This is a genomic window from Pseudomonas orientalis, assembly GCF_002934065.1.
Classification (GTDB): Bacteria; Pseudomonadota; Gammaproteobacteria; order Pseudomonadales; family Pseudomonadaceae; genus Aquipseudomonas; species Aquipseudomonas orientalis_A.
This window is the reverse complement of the sequence record NZ_CP018049.1, coordinates 3,940,078-3,958,276: the sequence shown is the minus strand read 5'-3', so window position 1 is coordinate 3,958,276 and position 18,199 is coordinate 3,940,078. Positions and strand designations below refer to the sequence as shown.

20 protein-coding genes and 2 pseudogenes are annotated in these 18,199 nt (G+C 58.3%); 13 read left to right on the top strand and 9 right to left on the bottom strand.

Features of this window, described 5'->3' with window-relative positions; translation table 11 throughout:
* Positions 1 to 98: 98 nt before the first annotated feature.
* Positions 99 to 272, bottom strand: a pseudogene (locus BOP93_RS17755) (IS66 family transposase); the annotation flags it as partial.
* 215 nt (positions 273 to 487) lie between these two features.
* Positions 488 to 1,372 (bottom strand): AraC family transcriptional regulator, encoded by an 885-nt coding sequence (locus BOP93_RS17750; protein ID WP_065932594.1) that lies wholly within the window; start codon positions 1,370 to 1,372, stop codon positions 488 to 490.
* Between the two features lie 139 nt (positions 1,373 to 1,511).
* Here BOP93_RS17750 and BOP93_RS17745 point away from each other — a divergent pair, with 139 nt between their 5' ends.
* Genes BOP93_RS17745 through BOP93_RS17735 form a run of 3 tightly spaced genes read left to right on the top strand, consistent with a single transcriptional unit; the run spans position 1,512 to position 3,642 of the window.
* Complete coding sequence (locus BOP93_RS17745; RefSeq protein WP_104505314.1) at positions 1,512 to 2,255, top strand: SDR family NAD(P)-dependent oxidoreductase; 744 nt, start codon at positions 1,512 to 1,514, stop codon at positions 2,253 to 2,255.
* Between the two features lie 11 nt (positions 2,256 to 2,266).
* On the top strand, positions 2,267 to 2,668 hold the full coding sequence (locus BOP93_RS17740) for a VOC family protein (RefSeq protein WP_065932578.1): 402 nt from the start codon (positions 2,267 to 2,269) through the stop codon (positions 2,666 to 2,668).
* On the top strand, positions 2,665 to 3,642 hold the full coding sequence (locus BOP93_RS17735) for a saccharopine dehydrogenase family protein (RefSeq protein WP_104503772.1): 978 nt from the start codon (positions 2,665 to 2,667) through the stop codon (positions 3,640 to 3,642). Before BOP93_RS17740 ends, BOP93_RS17735 begins: the two co-directional genes overlap by 4 nt.
* Before the next feature lie 34 nt (positions 3,643 to 3,676).
* Here BOP93_RS17735 and BOP93_RS17730 read toward each other — a convergent pair whose 3' ends face one another.
* Entirely contained in the window at positions 3,677 to 4,537 is an 861-nt protein-coding gene (locus BOP93_RS17730) for an AraC family transcriptional regulator (protein ID WP_162303220.1), read from the bottom strand.
* Positions 4,538 to 4,738: 201 nt separating this feature from the next.
* On the opposite strand from BOP93_RS17730, the gene BOP93_RS17725 reads away from it, so the two are divergent.
* Positions 4,739 to 5,488: a glucose 1-dehydrogenase gene (locus BOP93_RS17725; protein WP_065884166.1), complete on the top strand. Its 750-nt coding sequence runs from the start codon at positions 4,739 to 4,741 to the stop codon at positions 5,486 to 5,488.
* A gap of 120 nt (positions 5,489 to 5,608) precedes the next feature.
* Here BOP93_RS17725 and BOP93_RS17720 read toward each other — a convergent pair whose 3' ends face one another.
* Entirely contained in the window at positions 5,609 to 5,911 is a 303-nt protein-coding gene (locus BOP93_RS17720) for a LysR substrate-binding domain-containing protein (protein ID WP_237140368.1), read from the bottom strand.
* Positions 5,912 to 6,037: 126 nt separating this feature from the next.
* Entirely contained in the window at positions 6,038 to 6,637 is a 600-nt protein-coding gene (locus BOP93_RS17715) for a TetR/AcrR family transcriptional regulator (protein ID WP_065932575.1), read from the bottom strand.
* Between the two features lie 174 nt (positions 6,638 to 6,811).
* Here BOP93_RS17715 and BOP93_RS17710 point away from each other — a divergent pair, with 174 nt between their 5' ends.
* The 3 genes from BOP93_RS17710 (at position 6,812) to BOP93_RS17700 (ending at position 8,663) form a co-directional block, all read left to right on the top strand.
* Positions 6,812 to 7,552: an SDR family NAD(P)-dependent oxidoreductase gene (locus tag BOP93_RS17710; protein ID WP_104503767.1), complete on the top strand. Its 741-nt coding sequence runs from the start codon at positions 6,812 to 6,814 to the stop codon at positions 7,550 to 7,552.
* 205 nt (positions 7,553 to 7,757) lie between these two features.
* Positions 7,758 to 8,243, top strand: coding sequence for a nuclear transport factor 2 family protein (locus BOP93_RS17705; RefSeq protein WP_104503764.1), 486 nt, complete (start codon positions 7,758 to 7,760; stop codon positions 8,241 to 8,243).
* 123 nt (positions 8,244 to 8,366) lie between these two features.
* Entirely contained in the window at positions 8,367 to 8,663 is a 297-nt protein-coding gene (locus BOP93_RS17700) for an SDR family NAD(P)-dependent oxidoreductase (protein ID WP_205885762.1), read from the top strand.
* Positions 8,664 to 8,957: 294 nt separating this feature from the next.
* On the opposite strand, the gene BOP93_RS17695 is transcribed toward BOP93_RS17700, so the two are convergent.
* Together BOP93_RS17695 and BOP93_RS17690 are read right to left on the bottom strand one after the other, a co-directional pair.
* Positions 8,958 to 9,170 (bottom strand): DUF6124 family protein, encoded by a 213-nt coding sequence (locus tag BOP93_RS17695; RefSeq protein WP_104503761.1) that lies wholly within the window; start codon positions 9,168 to 9,170, stop codon positions 8,958 to 8,960.
* A gap of 353 nt (positions 9,171 to 9,523) precedes the next feature.
* Positions 9,524 to 9,880 (bottom strand): hypothetical protein, encoded by a 357-nt coding sequence (locus tag BOP93_RS17690; protein WP_104503759.1) that lies wholly within the window; start codon positions 9,878 to 9,880, stop codon positions 9,524 to 9,526.
* Positions 9,881 to 10,095: 215 nt separating this feature from the next.
* On the opposite strand from BOP93_RS17690, the gene BOP93_RS17685 reads away from it, so the two are divergent.
* From BOP93_RS17685 to BOP93_RS17675, 4 genes and pseudogenes are all read left to right on the top strand, one after another.
* Complete coding sequence (locus BOP93_RS17685) at positions 10,096 to 10,989, top strand: helix-turn-helix domain-containing protein (RefSeq protein WP_104503756.1); 894 nt, start codon at positions 10,096 to 10,098, stop codon at positions 10,987 to 10,989.
* A 99-nt stretch (positions 10,990 to 11,088) separates the two neighbouring features.
* Positions 11,089 to 11,805, top strand: a pseudogene (locus BOP93_RS28280) (PAS domain S-box protein); the annotation flags it as partial.
* 45 nt (positions 11,806 to 11,850) lie between these two features.
* A complete protein-coding gene (locus BOP93_RS28275) occupies positions 11,851 to 12,357 on the top strand; it encodes a methyl-accepting chemotaxis protein (protein WP_430758800.1) in 507 nt (168 codons plus the stop codon).
* Positions 12,358 to 12,520: 163 nt separating this feature from the next.
* Entirely contained in the window at positions 12,521 to 13,558 is a 1,038-nt protein-coding gene (locus BOP93_RS17675) for a GGDEF domain-containing protein (RefSeq protein WP_104503751.1), read from the top strand.
* A 143-nt stretch (positions 13,559 to 13,701) separates the two neighbouring features.
* Here BOP93_RS17675 and BOP93_RS17670 read toward each other — a convergent pair whose 3' ends face one another.
* On the bottom strand, positions 13,702 to 14,703 hold the full coding sequence (locus BOP93_RS17670) for an SLAC1 anion channel family protein (RefSeq protein WP_104503748.1): 1,002 nt from the start codon (positions 14,701 to 14,703) through the stop codon (positions 13,702 to 13,704).
* Positions 14,704 to 14,819: 116 nt separating this feature from the next.
* On the opposite strand from BOP93_RS17670, the gene BOP93_RS17665 reads away from it, so the two are divergent.
* A complete protein-coding gene (locus BOP93_RS17665; protein ID WP_104503746.1) occupies positions 14,820 to 15,776 on the top strand; it encodes a GlxA family transcriptional regulator in 957 nt (318 codons plus the stop codon).
* 115 nt (positions 15,777 to 15,891) lie between these two features.
* Positions 15,892 to 16,455, top strand: a complete 564-nt coding sequence (locus tag BOP93_RS17660) for a nucleotidyltransferase family protein (protein ID WP_104503744.1) — start codon at positions 15,892 to 15,894, stop codon at positions 16,453 to 16,455.
* 392 nt (positions 16,456 to 16,847) lie between these two features.
* Here the strand turns inward: BOP93_RS17660 and chrA are convergent, their stop codons facing one another.
* Positions 16,848 to 18,113 carry a chromate efflux transporter gene (chrA, locus tag BOP93_RS17655; RefSeq protein WP_104503741.1) on the bottom strand — a complete coding sequence of 422 codons (1,266 nt, stop codon included), beginning with the start codon at positions 18,111 to 18,113 and terminating at the stop codon, positions 16,848 to 16,850.
* Positions 18,114 to 18,199: the final 86 nt, after the last annotated feature.

Sequence of the window (18,199 nt, the reverse complement as noted above, 5' to 3'; positions counted from 1 at the left end):
ATGGCACATGGAAGGTTGTGTGGTTTGAAAATGGTAAGAGGAGCTTAGATCGGCGCTACAAGTACCGGCTTGCAAAGCCGGCAGGTTTAGGCGCTTCAATCCATTACGGGGACGGCTTTTTCGGGCCGAATTTGTCGCCGTAAATCTGGTTCAAGGTCGCGGATCTTATTTTCGATTTCGTATAGCAACTGGATAGAGCGCAGTGCCTGCTCGGCGAGCATATTTTTGTTCGTGGAGTGCAGGTCGGAGAATTTGCGCCGTGCATGGGCCATTCAATCGAATTCAGTGGTGAAAGGTGACAGATTTATTTTTCTTCCGGAATGACCGCTTCTGGCCGATAGCAGCCTCGTGGGCATGTGTATTTAAGCAGGGCGTTCAACGTCTTCTATCCCCGTTGCTACAAATTCGTAAATTCCACTGGGTTAATTCCCCCAACGTGGCGGGTATGGCTGTCACCTAGGAAGCCACAACTGCATTCGCAGTGATCCTAGGTCTTTGTCGCTTCCAGGATTCTCCCCGCGTCCCTCGCTGGAGGTAATCCGAACACTCGTGCGTAATCTCGACTGAATTGGGTCGCGCTTTCATAACCAACCTCGAATGCCGCCGACGTGACGCTTTTGGCACTGGCGATGATCAGCATGCGCGCTTGCAGCAGGCGTACGCGCTTTTGATATTGCAAGGGGCTTAACGTAGTCACTGCCTTGAAATGACGATGGAACGCCGAGACGCTCATAGCCGCTCGCTGCGCCAGGCTCTCGACCCTGATGGGTTCGGCGTAGTCACGGCGAATCCATTGGATGGCCTGGTTTACCCTGGCCATGGCCGTGTCGGGCGCCGCGATCTCTCGCAACATCCAGCCATGAGGCCCTTGCAGCACGCGAAACAGAATCTCGCGCTCATACGCAGGGGCGAGTGCCGCGATGTCGTCAGGCTTGCCCATCAAGCGCAGCATCCGCACCCAGGCGTCCATCAATTCGGGTGTGGTAGCGGCGACCGAAAAGCCAGGATCGTGATCGTGTCGCCCGGCAGGTTTGGGCAGGTCCGCCAGCAGTGTCGAAAGCACCATGGGATCGAGTGTCAAGCTGATCGCCAGGTATGGCTCGCCGGTGACGGCAGGGTGGACAGCCCCCACAGCTGGTAACTCGATGGACATGACGAAATAGGTGGCCGGGTCGTACCGCAACGTACGGTCGCCCACCGTCATGGTTTTACTGCCCCGCAAAATCAGGTTGATCATCGGGTCGTAGACCGCAGCGAGCATGTGCTCCGGGATCTTGCCCTGGACCATCGCCACGCGCGGGATGCCCGTCTCGGTGCGACGGTTTTCGGCCTTGGCGGCGAGGGTGCGCAGTTCATTCAGTTGGCTGTTCATGCCGGGCATGCTGACGTGGCTTTGGTGCGCAGTGCAAGCGAAAAGCAGAAACAGGCAAGTTTGAAGCAGGAACCGTCGCGCTCATCAAGCCCCAGTCCCTTACCGTGGAGGCTCATTCAACGAGCAGCGGAGCATGATCATGAGCGTAATCGTCATCACAGGTGGCAGCCGCGGTATAGGTGCCAGTGCAGCGGAACACGTAGCGCAACGCGGCATGGGCGTCATCCTCACCTACAACGCTCACCCAGAGGCTGCGCAGGCGGTCGTACAGCGCATCGAGCAGGCGGGCGGTAAAGCCGTTGCGCTCAAACTCGATGTTGCCGACGTTTCCAGCTTCCAGGGTTTTCGCAGCAGTGTGACCACGGTCATTCAGGAAGTCTGGGGCACGACAGTGCTCGCAGGCTTGGTGAACAACGCGGGCTACGGTCTGCTCAATCCGCTGGAGTCAGCCACCGAGGCGCAGTTTGACGGCCTCTTTAATGTTCACCTCAAAGGGCCATTCTTCCTGACTCAGGCGTTGCTGCCACTGCTGGGAGAGCACGCGAGCATTGTCAATCTGACCAGCGCCACGACCCGCGTGGCCACCGCCGGGGTAGCGCCTTATGCAGCCTTCAAGGGCGGGCTGGAGGTGCTCACCCGGTACATGGCCAAGGAGTTCGGCGAGCGCCGTATCCGCGCCAATGCGGTTTCCCCAGGTGCGATTCGTACCGAGTTGGGCGGTGGGCTCAACGATGAGTTCGAAGACCTGCTGGCCGGGCAGACGGCACTTGGCCGGGTGGGTGAGCCCGAAGATGTTGCACGGGTCATCGCCATGCTGCTGTCGCAAGAAGGCGCCTGGATCAACGCTCAAAGCATCGAAGTCGCTGGCGGCTACATTATCTGAGAGGTGTCACCATGCTGGATCATATTTTCCTGTCGGTCAGCGACATTGCACGCTCTATAGCTTTTTACGAAGCGGCGCTCGCGCCGTTGGGCATCACAGCTCGATTGGACTACGACGGCTTGGATGGCCCGCCCGGGCATCCTGACCTGAAGGGGTTTGGCGCCAATGGGCGGATGTTCTTCTGGTTGCGCAACGGCGTCGTCGAAGGGCGGGCGCTGCATGTGGGGTTCGTCGCACACAGTAAGGCCGAGGTTGAAGCCGCCTATGCTGCGGCGCTAAACAATGGCGGTGACGACAACGGCGCACCTGGCGCGCGTTTGCACTACGATCCCGATTACTACGCCGCCAATGTGCTGGACCCGGACGGGTACAGCTTGGAATTCGTCTTCAAGAACTGGCAGCACGTCCAATGAACACACTTCTGATTTATGGCGCCACGGGCTATACCGGCCGCATGGCTGCCCATCGGGCCAAGGCACTGGGTCTGCCTTTCGAAATAGGCGGTCGCAATCGCCAGGCTCTGGTCGATTTCGCCGATCAGCTTGAAGTGCCTTATCGCGTGTTCGAGGCAGACGCCGATGCTGCGCGTTCGCTGTCGGGCATCAGTGTGCTGCTGAACTTCGCAGGCCCCTTTGCGCATACGGCTCCAGCTCTGATGGCAGCGTGCATCGTAGCCAAGGTCGACTACCTGGATATCACCGCAGAGATCAATATTTATCGGCTGGCCGAGCAATTAAGCATGCAAGCCGCCACGGCAGGAGTGATGCTGTTGCCCGGCGTTGGCTGGGATGTTGTTCCCACTGATAGCCTCGCGGCGCACGTTGCCCAGCGCGTCACGAATCCCCTGGCGTTGAGCATCGCACTCCAGGTACCGGGATCGATGTCCCGGGGGTCGGCGATGAGCGTTGGCGAGATCATCGGCGCGGGTGTGCTGGCGCGAATCGATGGCGTACTGATCTCGACCCCGGACGCCCAGCCACGCCATTTTGATTTTGGTGACGGCGAGGCCTTGTGTGTGCCGTTGTCATTCGGCGATTTGGTGACCGGTTGGCATACGACACGGATACCGAACATCGCGATGTTTGTGCATATCTCCGGTGATGCGTTTCCTGAGGGTGATTTGTCACTGCTGCCCGATGGTCCCAGTGCTCAGGAGCGTGATGCCCATCGAGCCCGCGCTGTGGTCGAGGTGATAGCGGAAGATGGCAGCAGGGTGTGTTCGAGGATCGAGACGGTAAACGGATATTCCTACACACCGCTGGCGGCCATCGAGGCGGCGCGGCGCGTTCTGGACGGTGACCGACGCTCCGGCTTTGCAACGCCCGTAGGCGTTTTTGGTAACAGGTTCGCCGAGAGCATTCCCGGAACGATCATCACCGATCTCTAGGTGCGATGCCCCGTTTTCACGAAACGGGTTTTGCCTAGGCCGCGGGCGGCAGTTTGAATCTTGCTGCATCGCGCGCCGGCGGCAGACCAAAAAGCCGTGCGTATTCGCGGCTGAATTGCGAAGCGCTCTCGTAGCCCATGGTGTAGGCAATCGAGGTGGCATCTCGCGTGTCGAACAGCAGCAACCAGCGTGCCCTCAGCAAACGCAGGCGCTTCTGGTATTGGATGGGCGTCATGGCGGTCACCGACTTGAAATGGCGGTAGAAGGCCGCCACGCTCATATCCGCCATCATAGCCAGCGGCTCCACGCGAAATGGCTCTGTGTAATGTTCGCGGATCCACAGGGTCGCCCGTCGGATTTGCGCCAGTCGACCCTCCGGACGCGCAACGTCTCGCAGCACCCCGCCCAGGGGGCCCTGCAATGCGCGGAACAGGATCTCGCGCTCGGCCATGGGACCCAGAACCGCAGCCTCATGGGGGTGATCCATCAAGCGCAGCATGCGCAACCAGGCATCGATCATCTCGGCCGGTGCCTGCACAGGTTCAAAGCAGGAGCCTCTGGAGGGCTTGGCGGTGCTGGGGTCTTCAAACAATAGCGTCGAGATCACCACCGGATCTAGGGTGAGGCTGACAGCGAGATAGGGTTGGTCGGTGGCGGCACTGTGAATCTGCCCCGTCGCGGGTACATCCACGGGTACCAGAAAATAGCTGCCCTCCACGTATCGAGATACGGCATCCCCTATCGACAGCGTCTTTTGCCCCTGAAGCACCAAATGCAGCATGGGCTGATAGACCTGGTCGGCGCATGCCTCGGCGCGGACCATTTGCACGCGTGGCAATCCCGTATCGGTCCATTTATCGTGTGCGCGCATCACGATGCTGCGCAGTTCTGCCATTGCTTTGTCCATGGCTGAGAAGATGATCTTGTTATCGGGACAGCGCAAGCCGTGTGAGAAGAATAGGCAAGGATGTGCGAGAAACCGGCATACGGTGGAGCAGGCGGGGGGCGAATACTAGGGCACGTAGTTCGTTGCGTTCCGGCCAGAGACCGGTGGCGACGAGCCTTCAGTAGAACCCTGACTCAGAGAAAATCAAACATGAAACTCGAAGGAAAAATCGCGGTAGTCACAGGCGCCTCCAAAGGCATCGGCGCGGGCATTGCCAAGGCACTCAGCGCTCAGGGTGCGACAGTCATCGTCAATTACGCATCCAGCCAGATCGAGGCCGGGGCCGTAGTCGCACACATCACCGAGCAGGGAGGCAGCGCCTATGCCTTACAGGCCGACATGAGTATAGGCGCCGATGTCGTGCGTCTGTTCGATACCGTAAGGGCTGAGCATGGAACCCTGGATATTCTCGTCAACAACGCGGGCTTGGCGGTGTTCCAGATGATCGATGACCTCACCGAAGAGGCCTTCCACAAACAGTTCAATCTCAACGTGCTGGGCTATCTGCTGGCAGTGCGCGAGGCGGTCAAGCTGCTAGGAGCGAGTGGGAGCATCATCAATATCAGTTCCATCCTCAGCACCGACCCCTACCTGGCCTCCAGCGTCTACTCGGCCACCAAGGGGGCCGTCGATACCTTGACCTTTGCTTTGGCGCGCGAGTTGGGCGTACGGGGCATCCGGGTCAATTCCATCCTGCCAGGGCATACCAATACGCCAGGTACCCACGGTAACTTTGCCGGAGAATTGGGCGAGAAGCTGCTGGCAGGAACGCCGCTAGGGCGCTTCGGTGAGCCGGAAGATATCGCTGCGCTTGCCGTCTTCCTCGCATCCGAGGATTCGCATTGGATCACCGGAGAGTCCATTCGCGCTTCGGGCGGCGTGCGCGGGGTTGGTTACTGACCGTTGCGATGAGAGGGCAACACGTGAGGCCACGCGTTGCCGGTGTCATTCAAGCCATCACATGCGGGTGCGTCGCAAAACATTCGACCAGCCAATCGACAAATGCCCGCACTCGCACGCTCAGATGCCGATTGGGCATGTACACCACCGAAAGGGTATTGGCGCGCGCGAGGGATGGCAGAGCGGTTCGCGCGCAGCGAGGTAGGCAGGGGCCGCATAGGTGACGAATTCCACGCTGCCCAAGCGACGGGCGATCAGGGAGGAGTCGCGAAGATCACCGCCGCGAATGACACAGTCGATGTTTTCGCTTGCCAGGTCTGCGGTGCGGTCGCTGGCATCTATTTCGATCTGGATGTTGGGGTAGTGGGCGTTGAAGGCTGCCAGTGCCGGTATCACCAGGTGCGTGGCAATGGTCGTGCCCATGTGGCGACTACGCAGCCAGCGTTTGGTGGGGCCGTATGCGGCCTACATTACGGGCGCAACGCTGAATGTGGATGGTGGGCAGAACAGCTGAGTTCGGAATGTGGGACGCTATGGTGGGCGTGTGTGCTAACGGGTCATTTGCTGCTCTTTATCCAGCTCATGAGCAATGAACCGGCCCGCCGTCTGCGCGGCCTCGATCAGCCTTTTACGCGGCATTCCGTTACACGCCGCAGAGGATAGCCCGCGCAGGGTAATCGAAAGGTAGTCGGTAAGGCATTGGGCTTTTTCAGGCAGTGCCTGATCAAGATAATCCCGAATTACTTTGATTCCTCCGTCCGCCAACGTTTGCGCCATCTGGCGGGCCAACTCGTCGTCCGCGCGCATGCCCTCAGTGATCATACAGCCTCGCAGAACACTGTCCTTTCCATACTGCTTCGCCGCCGCGACCAGCAAGGCGGCGAGTGCTTCAGGCACTGGCCGGTGCGGCGCTAGCAGTTTGTCCAACGGTAAAGCGTGCTCGCGGGCATAGCGCTGCATGGCCTTCTCGAACAACTCAGCCTTGCTGCCATACGCGGCATAGAAGCTGGGCGGCTTGATATCCATGGCTTCGACCAGATCGGTGAGGCTCACCGCGTCGAAGCCGTGTTCGTGGAACATGGCTTGGGCGATGGCGACTCCAGCCTCTCTGTCGAAGGCAGGGCGGCGTTGGCGGATTTTGTCGGTCATGTTGATCTCGTTGGCGTGGTCGCGATTGTAGCGACCGCTATATGCCGGGGCAACTGTGCTGAGCTGAACGGTGAATTTATATAGTGGTCACTAAATATCTTGCTTCATGCTCTAGAGCTATATAGTGTTCGCTATATAAATTCATTCCTCCTCAGCATTCACTGGAGCATCAGCATGCAGTTTCAAGACAAAGTCGTTCTCGTCACCGGAGGATCCTCGGGATTGGGCCTTGCCATCGCCCAAGAACTGGCGGGGCAGGGGGCCACAGTGGTGATTACCGGGCGTCGGCAGGAGCAACTGGACGAGGCATTATCGAAGCTCGGGGAGCGGGCCAGCGCAGTGGTCGCGGACGTTTCGGTAATAGCCGACCTCGCTGTGCTGTTTGATGCAATCAAGACCCGCCATGGTCGAATCGATGTGCTCGTCGCCAATGCAGGTATGGGCGAGATCGCTCCGCTCGGCAGCATCACAGAGGCCTACTTCGACCGCGTGTTCAACACCAACGTCAAGGGTGTGACCTTCACCGTTCAGGGAGCGCTGCCGCTCATGGGCAAGGGCAGCAGCATTATCATCATCGGCTCCACAGCCTCCATTGATCCCGGTCCTGGCCTGAGCGTATACGGTGCAACCAAAGCTGCACTGCGCACGCTGGTCAGAAGCTGGACGCTCGATATCAAAGGCAGCGGGGTGCGTATCAACCTCTTGAGTCCGGGCCCCGTGGATACCCCATCACTGCGTCATATGCTCGCGGAACACGCTGAGGCGGTGATCGAGTCCTTGAGTGAAAAAAGCACCATCGGACGTATCGGCCAAGCTCATGAGATTGGCGCTGCCGTGGCCTTCCTGGCCAGTGACGCCGCCAGCTATATCAACGGTGTCGAACTGTTCGCGGATGGCGGAGCGTCGCAATCCTAGATCACTGGATCGCTGCGGACCTCGGGGTTTAACCGCAGGGTTGATCCCATTTCGTCCCCCGCCACAAGGCTGACAACTCGCTTATCAAAATCATTGTTCGTCTGACGCCATATTGGATTGCCGCCAAGGTCGTCTGCCGAGCGCATCAAATGTATGGCCGCCGCTATACATCATTCCTTTGTGGGCTAAGGCCCCGGAGAGAGTCATGACCTACTCACCAGAAATACTCGCACGTCTCGCCGCCGAGAGCGCCATTCACCGCCTTCACGCCACCTATATCCATCGTCTTGATAGCGGAGATTTCTCGGGTGTCGCCGAGGTGCTTCAGCATGCGGTGATTCATGTGCTTGGCAACGAGGCCTCGTCGGTTGAAGGGCTGTTGGGTTTCTTCGAGACGGGCCTACAGATACATGCCGATGCCACGCCCCGCACGTGGCATTCGATCACCAATGTGCTGATTGATGTCGGTCCTTCGGGCGATAAAGCGAGTTCTGCGAGTTACTACACCGTGCATCAGCAACTCGACGGCTTTCCATTGCAGCCTATCTGCGCCGGCAAGTACATCGACCAGTTCGAGCTGCATGATGGGGAATGGCGGTTCACTCGTCGTGAGGTGACCTTGCGGTTTGCCGGCGACCTACGGCACCACGTCCAGGGGGCTCAAAGTGATGCGGTAGCCCAGACCTCCTGACAGGAAGACAGGCTCCATGCCCGGCTTGTGAGGCGGCTCGGGTATGGGGGGGCGGGCTCTTCAAGTTGGCAGCCTAGAGCCTTGCAAAAGGAAGAGCATCTTTATATTTCGAGGACTATCGCGATGAATAACAAACGACAGGCGCTCGTCACCGGCGCAAATAAAGGCATTGGACTGGCGATTGCCAAAGGGCTTGCCGAGGCTGGGTTCTTTGTCTGGATCGGCGCTCGCGATCGGAGCCGTGGCGAGCAGGCCGTTGCCCAGTTACGTAATATCGGGCTCGATGCAGACCTCTTGGATCTCGACGTTGCGGTCGAAGACAGTGTGTATCGAGCTGCAGCGATTCTGTCCGAGCAAATCGGTGCGCTGGATATCCTGGGCATGTGCGGACCGACCTCAATGGTAACTCGGGCATTTTGACGCCTGAAGAAGGGGCGGCGACAGTTATCAAAATGGCGCTGCTGGGTCTCGATGGCCCCACTGGTGGTTTTTTGGAAGTCACGGTCGGCAGCCCTGGTAGTCGCGTGAAGGCCCGTCACTGCGAGTTGATGGTTCATTCGTGCCATGCCCGAAGAATTCACCAGTCCGCTTTTGGCCGAAAGCTGCCGCATTTTGTGTCATTCGACGCAGCCATCAAAAGCAAATCGCCGCGTCGTCGTACGTGCGTACAACGACTCGGCGAGTAAAGTGTCTTTCGAGTTGGATGCTTGAAAATCAGCCTGTACACGGCATTTCGCGGTCGAGCAATCGGGCGATTAGCAGTACGCCCAGTTCGCTCAGTTGGTGGATTGCCATGGCGATGTCGCGGTGTTTGCCGTTGAGGTCTTCAGACAGGTCGAGCAGCAGGGTGCTGACGCTGGTGAAGGTTTCGTAGCTGTTGGTGATGAGGGTTTCGTTGGTGGCGTTGGGGGCGACGGTGAATAGCATGTTTGAATTCCTGAGTGTGGCTACTGCCCTTTAGCTACTAAACAGAAGGGTGGCAGCTGTGCGCAGGTTAGTAGACCGGGGAATCCAAACGAAAGCCGGCGCACCCTAAGGTGCCCTGCGCACAGCCACCATCAAGTACAGACAGGAATGTCTGATTGATGCAGCTCATGCACTTTTGTTTGGATAAACCTTCAGGCTACTAAACCCGATCGCCGAGACCTTCAGCGACCGAGCCACCTTAATCACGGCCATCCCAGCGCACAAGCCGGCGGATTCTGACCCATGCGTAGGCAAGGGAGCAAGGCGTTGCAGGGGGTTGGGATTTTTCCTGCGGGCTTCGGCATCAGGTCAGGTTAGCGACGCGCCAACCGCGCACGCCAGTCGCCCTCGTGTTGCAGGCGGCAGTCTTCTTCGCAATCAACGTGCACGCAGCGCTCCATCGGCAAGGGCGGCACGTCAGCTTCGTGCAGCGCCGTGGCGGTCAGTTCGCGCATGCGTCTGTCGGCACCGCCGCTGAGGGCGAGTGCCTTGTTGGCGCGGGTGTCGAATACCCAGGTCACGCGCAGGCTTTGGGGGAAGGCGCTGTAGTCGACGGTGTGGGTCAGCCAGTCGAAGCCCGGGATTTCGGCTTTGGCGGTTTCGCAGGCCTCGGTGAGGGCGGCGATCAGTTGCCGTTCCAGGCGGGCGCAGTCGCGTTTGGTCAGCGGCATCGGGGCTCCGGTTGTATGTGGTTGCGTGGGGCAGGCCCGGCCCCTGTGCGACTCTGCTTTGTCGATCAGACGCGGCTTCAATCGAACGCGCTTGAGGCGAGGCAAGGCCGTAAAACATTTTTGGGGTGAATCAGCCAGCCGTTGGAATACGCATATACTACCGGCATTGTGAGCAGTAAAAATTGTTTCTATATAGAGAGGGTTGTTTGACGTCGATGAAGACAGCTGATCTGCTTGAGTATTTGGAAGAGACCAGTACCGAAATGACCCGAGGCAATATAGATGAAGCGATGCTCCTTCATTTCGATTTGATAATGGAACGCTATCGGAGCAAACCTTTTTTCTATAAAAACCTGTTGAAATATGACAGGTTCATGGTCGCGCTGTCTTTAATCGGCTTTGGCTACAAAGATGAACAAGTTCCCTTGTCCGAAGTTAAAGCTTTTTGCCAGAAACGCGGCTATATGTCTCGCAACAGTCTGGATGCCTATTTCTCCTTTCTAGTGGTCAGCGGCTATATGAGCGTTCAGCTCCATGTTCAAGATGGACGCTTGCGTTGTTTTCATCCCACGGATAAAACATTGCGCGATGCCACGCCAATCATCAAGTCATATTTATTGCCATCGCAGATGATCCTTCCTTACGACAGTTGGTTCCCGAGCTTGGCAACGTCCGTGGATTTATTACGAATCTATGCTCGGGGGTTTACCAGAATACTGGAGTCGGATTTCCTGCTTGATAAACTTTTACCTGAGGCAAAATGGATTCTTAATCGCGATGGCGGTCATTTGCCAATGCTCGCGCTGTACACGGATGCCTTGCGCAACGGGTCGCTGGAAACCGGTTACAAAGTGTCATCCTATGTGGAACTCTCGCAATGTCTTGGCGTGTCAAAAACGCACATGCAACGCATGATCAAAGAGGGCGAGTTACAGGGCTACTTCAAATGCGATAAGCGTCTGATTGTGTTGAGTCCGGCGTTTGTTGAGTTAATGAGGCGGGCCATGTCGATATGTTTCGCAATCACGCGGGTGAGTATGGAACTGGGTGTGGCTGAGCACGGGGTTAAGAATAGGTCTGTGGATACTTGCAGTTTGTTGAGGGCGTGAGCCCGATATAAGCGCCTTGTTTTATTCGGCCGTCCTCTCGAAAACAGTGGTAACCACCCGCATTGTCCTTTTTTACACTCGCTCACACCGGAGGTCAGTGTGTTCAATCGTCGAATCAAGAATGCTCTCCTTGACTGCCAGGAGGAACTGACGACGTCCCTCGGTACGCTCGCCAGCATCGAATCGGTCTTTCTCTCCATACGTGTTGATGGGGCTGGGCGAATTATCTCGGCCAATCAGCGGTTTGCGGCGACGCTGGGGTATTCGCTGGAAAGACTGTCGAATATGACAGTGAGTGATATCACGGATGAGCCGCACAACGATTTTGCCCCGAACCTGTGCGCCATCGAACGGCAACGCTATCGGGCCGCCGACGGCCGTGCTGTGATGCTCGATATCGGTTGGATTATGGCGGCAAACCGTACATTTCAGGGCTACGGCGTCGTTGCGCCCCCTCCTGCCCAGGACGAACGGGAGGCTATCGAAATGTTCAGCGCGCTGGACCGTTCGATGGCGATGATTCAATTCAACCTTGCGGGTGAAGTCATTTATGCCAACAAGTCTTTCGTTCAGACCATGGGTTATAGCCTTGCCGAGATAGAGGGCAGGCATCACCGTATTTTCTGCCTGGCGGAGGACGTGGCTTCGGCGGATTACGCCGAGTTCTGGAAGACTTTAAACAAAGGCGTGTTTCACGCCGGGCGCTTTCGCCGGGTGGATAAAAGCGGAAACGTGGTGTGGTTGGAAGCCACTTACAATCCCATCAAGGACGCTGCCGGCCGGGTTTATAAAATAGCCAAATTCGCCAGCGTAGTGACCGCGCAAGTGGAGAAGGCCGATGGAGTCAAGCGCGCCGCTACAATGGCTTATGACGTGTCGTTGGCCAGCGATGTAAAAGCTAACAAAGGTATGGATCTGGTCGCGGATTCGGTGCTTGGTGCTCAAACTATTGCGCAACAGATGGCCTCAGTAAACGACAGCATGACCGCGCTTGAATCCCAGTCGCAGTTGATCGGTTCCATCGTTGACACCATCGGCGCGATTGCCACCCAGACCAACCTGTTGGCGCTTAACGCTGCCATCGAAGCGGCACGCGCTGGAGTACACGGACGAGGTTTTGCGGTGGTGGCGGATGAAGTGCGCAAACTCGCCGGCCGCACCAGTTTAGCCACGCAGGAGATTACGGGCGTGGTACGGCAAAACCGTGAATTGGCCGCTCAAGCCGCAGTGCGTGTCCAGTGCAGCAGAGACCAGGCTGACGTTTTGCTGAAATTATCCGAGCAGGCAGGCGTGGCAATGGCTGATATCCAGCTTGGTGCCAGGCAAGTCGTGGAAGCCATTGGCAGGGTCACCAGCGACCTGGATTAAGTTCTCAACGTGCTGCGCAATAGTGTTTACGTAGCCGACGCAGTGTTATATGCATTTTCTGATTAAGGAGGGTGTTACCCGTCAAGGATCGTTTGCGTCATGGATTAACGCTCGCCCGGACATTTAACATACATCCAGGTCATTTTGGCAAAGGAGTTTCAGGATGCCGGCGATTTTCAAGATCAGACCAAGAATGCGAACACTGCTATCACCCGCTGTGAACATGATTGAAAGGGTGGGGCTGGTTGCCTGGATAGGGGTTCTGCTGATAGACCCCATGACGACGCTGGACGTGCCAAACATTATTATCACGCTGTCGCTGTTAGGGGTCTGGTATGTTCATCGCATAACCGCTCACTTCTGGATCTGGAGAGTGCTTGGCGTTCTTTATATTGTGTTGTTGTCATTGGGTTTTGCGCACGTCATTGATGCCAATGCGGAGCTACGCGTTTTCACCCTTCCGCTTGCTGTAATCATCGTGGTGAGCAGCGCCATCCTGTTTGTTGCAGTTCAAGACTATTTCCTGTCTGCGCTGCTGGTCTGGGTAATCATGTGGCCCACGCTTGATGTCGGTTTGTATAACGGACTCGAAGTGTATCTCGCCATTTTCTGCATCGCGTCCATGTCTGTCGGCTTTACTCTCAGCTTTACCTATTTAAGGAACATGCGTTCGGTCCTGTTGGTGGAAAGCGAGTTCAGAACGTTGGCGGAGACCGACTTCCTTACTTCCATTCTCAACCGACGCGCCTTCATGGCGACCTTCCAAAGTGCATTGGCGGGAGGGCGCAGCGGGTATTTCATCATGTTGGATATTGACGGTTTCAAACAGAAAAACGACCAGTACGGTCACGATGTGGGAGACAAGATTTTATGCGCCATGGCCGCTTGCCTGAAATCGACTCCAGGCAGCCACAGTGTAGGGCGGCTCGGCGGGGAGGAGTTCGGTGTCTTGTTGCTGGGGGACAATGACGCCGTCGCCCATGAATATGCGTTGCGCCTATTGGCAAACATCCGTTGCAGCGTATTGCCTCCGCATCAATACACCTGCAGCGCGGGGGTCGCGCCGTTCTCGGCGACATCGGACATGTCAGCAGTGCTCAAATGTGCGGACATCAATATGTATAAAGCCAAGCATGACGGTAAAGATCGAGTTTTTCAGAATGGCAAACGCATCAAGCCGCTGCTTCCTGCGACTAAATGATGATGAGGGGGCTCCGGTTGCACGTGGTTGCGCAGGGCAGGGACGGTGCTGGCGTGCGCCATACCGGCGGTCGCGTCAGTCGATGAAACCTGTGGGGCAAAAAAAAGCGAGCCGATGAAGGCTCGCCAAAGGGAGGTAAACGGTCAGTTGGCAAGCAGTTTGCCGCTGAACAGGCTGATCAGGGTTTTCACCATCAGCACGGTGAGTACCACCGTGAGGAACAGCAGGATCGCTGCGGCGATGACCATCAGCACGCTGCTTTCCTGGGCATGTGCATATTTCAGTGCCGCATTGCTCAGGGCTGCGATGGGAAAGCTGATTGCCCACCACGAAGGGGCAAAGGGCACATCGCGACGGAACACTTTGAAGCTCAGCACCACGAACAGGAACAGGCCGAAGTAGAACAACACGCTGGCAAATCGGTCGATCTCGCCGAATACATTGGTGTACGCCAGGAAACCTACTTCAAAAGGTGCAATCAGGACCATCAGCGAAGGCACCATGCCTTTGGCCAGAGGGGCTTCATGCACCAGTCGCGAAAAAATCCGGGTGAAGAAAACCAGCGCCAGCACCGCACCCACGGCGAGGGCAAACAGGTTGAACTCAGCCGCCCAGGCCATGGGCATGTGCGCGCCGGTGACCGCGATATCGAGGGTGGCAACACCTGGAATCAGCCAGGCAGGTACGGCATTCAACGCGTCCTGGTTGCCCGACAACAGGCGCAACACCACGAAGCCTGCGAGCAACACGGTCAGTAAGCTCCCCAGTATCCAGAGCGCCTGTCCGAGCCATTCATTGTGGGGCGCGGCGACTGCCGACAGCAGCAACACTGCAATGGTGACGGTGCCAAAAAAGTTACTGGCGATCGGATGGTTGAACTCGGCTTTTACCGCGCCAGGATGTCTCGCCCATTTGGTCAGGTAACCCAAGGTCAACACCACGAATACCAGGCCGGCCAGGGCACCAATCGCTTCACCCAACGCGCCGCCGACGCCGTAATACTGCCCGCTCAAGCGCCACGCCAGGCTCAGGCCGGCCAAGCCCATGACCGAGCCAAACAAATTGACAGGCAGGTTCTTGATGGACGTCGTGCCGGTGTGTACCGCTTGAGCAGCAGCGGCGCTGGGGGGGGATGCAGTGTTCATGGCAGTCTCCTGTTTGACTGAATTTGCTGTTGAGGCTATTTTCAGCCAAATGAGCCGCTGGCTGAAAGAGTTGTATAGCGACGTATTCAGCCAATTAGTCGACGAGGACAGACATCATGCGCATAACGCTCCTGGCATTCCCCCGCGTGCAACTGCTGGACGTCGTCGGCCCTGCCGACGTTTTTGCCGAAGCAGCCAGGCAACTGGGCAATCCACGTGCCTATCGGGTCGAGGTGATCGGTGCCGACAAGGGGATGATCAAAAGCTCAAGTGGTTTGAAGCTGGGTATCGACGAAACCTTCAAAACTCATAAAGGCAGGATCGACACCCTGCTCGTGGCCGGCAGCCCCCACATCGACGAAATTGCGCATGACCCTGTGGTGCAGGATTGGCTGCGCCGGCAGGCGAAATCCGTACGTCGGATCGGCTCGGTCTGCAGCGGCGCTTTTCTGCTGGCCGCCGCTGGCCTGCTCGACGGCCGCCATGTCACCACTCACTGGAATTCCAGCGCAAAACTGGCGGAGCAGTACCCGCAAACCCGCGTCGACCCGGACAGCATCTATATCAAGGATGGCAACATCTACACCTCGGCCGGGGTCACGGCGGGCATGGACCTGGCGTTGGCGCTGGTCGAAGAAGACCACGGCCGAGAACTGGCGCTCAGCGTTGCCCGTGAAATGGTGATGTTCTTCAAGCGGCCTGGGGGGCAATCGCAGTTCAGCGCGCACCTGGCGGCACAGACCGCCGAACGCAGCGTGATTGCAGACGTGCAGAATTATGTTGTGGAGCACCTGAAGACCGACTTGAGTGTCCCCGTCCTGGCCGCCCGCGCCGGTATGAGTGAGCGCAACTTTGCCCGTATCTTCAAGGCCGAAGCCGGTTCGACCCCGGCCGAATTTGTCGAACTGGCGCGGATCGATACGGCCAGGCGGCTGATCGAAGGCTCGGACGTATCACTCAAACGCTTGGCCGACACCGTCGGCTATGCCAATACGGATGGGTTCAGAAGGGCATTCAGGCGGCGTCTCGGCGTGGGGCCAAGTGATTACCGAAAGCGCTTTTCATCGGTGTAATCTTACTTCAGCGCGCGCTTCCGGCCCGATAACACTCACGTGGAAGGCCTGGCGCGTAAACGCAGATAGGGCGTTTTCGGCGAACACATTCGAGCCGGATTACCTGGGAGTTTCCATGACATTGACCGTCAACACCTTCCTCGAACTGGCCATGGCCAACCCCATCAACGTCGAGATCACCGCGCGCTTGCCGGCGTTGGACGTGCCGCAGTGCATGCTCACGGCGGGCTGTCTGTTCCAGGCGGTGTGGAATCATCAGGCGCAGCGGCCGGCGGATGCAGGGGTGAAGGACTATGACGTGTTCTACTTCGATGACGACCTGTCCTACGAAGCGGAGGACGCGGTGATTCGAAGGGCCGAGGCGTTGTTCCAGGACCTGGGCGTGAACGTGGAGGTCAAGAACCAGGCGCGCGTTCACCTCTGGTATGGGCAGCGCTTTGGCCGGCCATACCCGCAGTTGCAGTCGGCTCGGCAGGGGGTGGACCGGTATCTGGTGGCAGGCACGTGTATCGCTTTGGACATTGCTACCGGTGAGGTATATGCGCCCTATGGGTTGGCGGATGTGGAGCAGGGGCTGCTGCGGATCAACACGCTGCATCCGGAGCCGCAATTGTTTGCTGAAAAGGCCAGAAGTTATCAGTCGCGCTGGCCCTGGCTCAGGATTGTGGAGCCGGAATGAGAATGGGGTGATGCAGGGGCTGCGGTTTGACGGGCGACCGAGGCGATCCCATCGCAGCCTCGCTGGGGCTCGACAGCTCCCACAGTTTGATCGGTGTCAGGCAGGATAGCGTGTCCGAGGGGCAGTGCGGATCAATCGTCGCGGCTATTCGATTCTCGTTCTTCAAATGCAGACCGCACTGCTTCCACGATTCGTTCGGCCAAGGGCGCGCGAAAGCGTTAAATTTGCGTTTATGAAAACGCTAATACACCCTCAAATTTGTTAATGAATCCATCGTTTTCGGTGAAAACGCTAACAGCCCTTGCAGGTGCGATGCGGGTTTGTGGGCTCAAAAGGACACCGAGGCGATCCCATCGCAGCCTCACCGGGGCTCGACAGCTCCCACCTTGATCTCAACCGCCGGCCAGGTTGAGCAGGTATCCGATGGCGGCACTTGCCGCGACTACCAGCCACGGTGGTAACTTCCAAACCATCAACGCCGCCAGGGCGAGCAGGGCGAAGGCAAGGTCGTAGACGTTGAAAATCGCGCTCGTCCACACCGGTTGATACAGCGCCGCCAGTAGCAGGCCCACCACCGCTGCGTTCACGCCGGCCAGTGCGGCTTGCGTGCGCGGGCTGCTGCGCAGGCTGGCCCAGAAGGGCAGTGCGCCGAAGATCAGCAGAAACGACGGTGCGAAGATCGCCAGCAGGGCGATCAGGCCGCCCAGCCAGCCGTTCGGGGCGTGGCTCATCGAGGCGCCGAGAAAAGCTGCGAAGGTGAACAGCGGGCCGGGCACGGCTTGGGTGGCGCCGTAGCCGGCGAGGAACAGGTCGTTGCTTACCCAGTGCGTGGGCACCACTTGGGCTTGCAGCAACGGCAGCACCACGTGACCGCCGCCAAAGACCAGTGAGCCGGTGCGGTAGAAAGCATCGACCAGGGCGAGCGTGGGGTGGGTGACCCAGTCAGCAAGGATCGGCAAGCCTACCAGCAACAGCAGGAACAGCGCCAGCCACAGCGTTGCGGCGCGGCGGCTGATGGCGATGGGCAGCGCGTCGGGCTCGGCGTGGGGCTCGGGCTTGAACAGCAGCAGGCCGGCCACGCCCGCCGTGGCGATGACCCCGACCTGGCTCCACGCGGACGGTTCCAGCAGCACCAGGGCGGCAGCGCCCAGCATCAGTGTGATCCGCGCCCAGCCCCGACACAGGTTGCGCGCCATGCCCCATACGGCCTGGGCCACCACTGCCACGGCGACCACTTTAAGGCCATGCAGCACGCCATTCGGAAGGGCGGCGCCATAACGCGACAGGCCCAGGGCAAACAGGATCAGGGCGATGGCCGACGGCAAGGTGAACCCGGCCCAGGCTGCCGCCGCGCCGGCATATCCTGCGCGCGACAGGCCCAAGGCAATGCCGACCTGGCTGCTGGCCGGGCCGGGCAGGAATTGGCACAGGGCGACCAGTTCGGCGTAGCTGCGCTCGCTGAGCCAACGCCGGCGGGTGACGAACTCTTCGCGAAAATAGCCCAGGTGCGCAATCGGCCCGCCAAAGGAAGTGAGGCCCAGGCGCAGGAAGATCAGGAACACAGACCAGGGCGTGCTGCGGTGAGTGGAAGCCAAGAGGGGGCACTCTGATGAGGGGGTCAACACTTTGATTCGCGATGGTTTGGCCACCTTACCCATTTTTCATGACGCGTAGAAGCGATGGCCTGGCTGTCATTTTTACCGCGTATAGGGAATTTATGCGCGCCCGTTCGAGTCACTGAAAA

Bases quoted from the DNA above. Each gene is read 5' to 3' on its own strand.
- BOP93_RS17670 (WP_104503748.1), bottom strand. From the start codon at position 14,703: ATGAACACTGCATCCCCCCCCAGCGCCGCTGCTGCTCAAGCGGTACAC.
- BOP93_RS17735 (WP_104503772.1), top strand. From the start codon at position 2,665: ATGAACACACTTCTGATTTATGGCGCCACGGGCTATACCGGCCGCATG.
- BOP93_RS28275 (WP_430758800.1), top strand. From the start codon at position 11,851: ATGGCTTATGACGTGTCGTTGGCCAGCGATGTAAAAGCTAACAAAGGT.
- BOP93_RS17700 (WP_205885762.1), top strand. From the start codon at position 8,367: ATGAATAACAAACGACAGGCGCTCGTCACCGGCGCAAATAAAGGCATT.
- BOP93_RS17685 (WP_104503756.1), top strand. From the start codon at position 10,096: ATGAAGACAGCTGATCTGCTTGAGTATTTGGAAGAGACCAGTACCGAA.
- BOP93_RS17725 (WP_065884166.1), top strand. From the start codon at position 4,739: ATGAAACTCGAAGGAAAAATCGCGGTAGTCACAGGCGCCTCCAAAGGC.
- BOP93_RS17660 (WP_104503744.1), top strand. From the start codon at position 15,892: ATGACATTGACCGTCAACACCTTCCTCGAACTGGCCATGGCCAACCCC.
- BOP93_RS17720 (WP_237140368.1), bottom strand. From the start codon at position 5,911: ATGGGCACGACCATTGCCACGCACCTGGTGATACCGGCACTGGCAGCC.
- BOP93_RS17730 (WP_162303220.1), bottom strand. From the start codon at position 4,537: ATGGCAGAACTGCGCAGCATCGTGATGCGCGCACACGATAAATGGACC.
- BOP93_RS17665 (WP_104503746.1), top strand. From the start codon at position 14,820: ATGCGCATAACGCTCCTGGCATTCCCCCGCGTGCAACTGCTGGACGTC.
- chrA (WP_104503741.1), bottom strand. From the start codon at position 18,113: ATGGGTAAGGTGGCCAAACCATCGCGAATCAAAGTGTTGACCCCCTCA.
- BOP93_RS17750 (WP_065932594.1), bottom strand. From the start codon at position 1,372: ATGAACAGCCAACTGAATGAACTGCGCACCCTCGCCGCCAAGGCCGAA.
- BOP93_RS17705 (WP_104503764.1), top strand. From the start codon at position 7,758: ATGACCTACTCACCAGAAATACTCGCACGTCTCGCCGCCGAGAGCGCC.
- BOP93_RS17740 (WP_065932578.1), top strand. From the start codon at position 2,267: ATGCTGGATCATATTTTCCTGTCGGTCAGCGACATTGCACGCTCTATA.
- BOP93_RS17675 (WP_104503751.1), top strand. From the start codon at position 12,521: ATGCCGGCGATTTTCAAGATCAGACCAAGAATGCGAACACTGCTATCA.
- BOP93_RS17690 (WP_104503759.1), bottom strand. From the start codon at position 9,880: ATGCCGCTGACCAAACGCGACTGCGCCCGCCTGGAACGGCAACTGATC.
- BOP93_RS17745 (WP_104505314.1), top strand. From the start codon at position 1,512: ATGAGCGTAATCGTCATCACAGGTGGCAGCCGCGGTATAGGTGCCAGT.
- BOP93_RS17695 (WP_104503761.1), bottom strand. From the start codon at position 9,170: ATGCTATTCACCGTCGCCCCCAACGCCACCAACGAAACCCTCATCACC.
- BOP93_RS17710 (WP_104503767.1), top strand. From the start codon at position 6,812: ATGCAGTTTCAAGACAAAGTCGTTCTCGTCACCGGAGGATCCTCGGGA.
- BOP93_RS17715 (WP_065932575.1), bottom strand. From the start codon at position 6,637: ATGACCGACAAAATCCGCCAACGCCGCCCTGCCTTCGACAGAGAGGCT.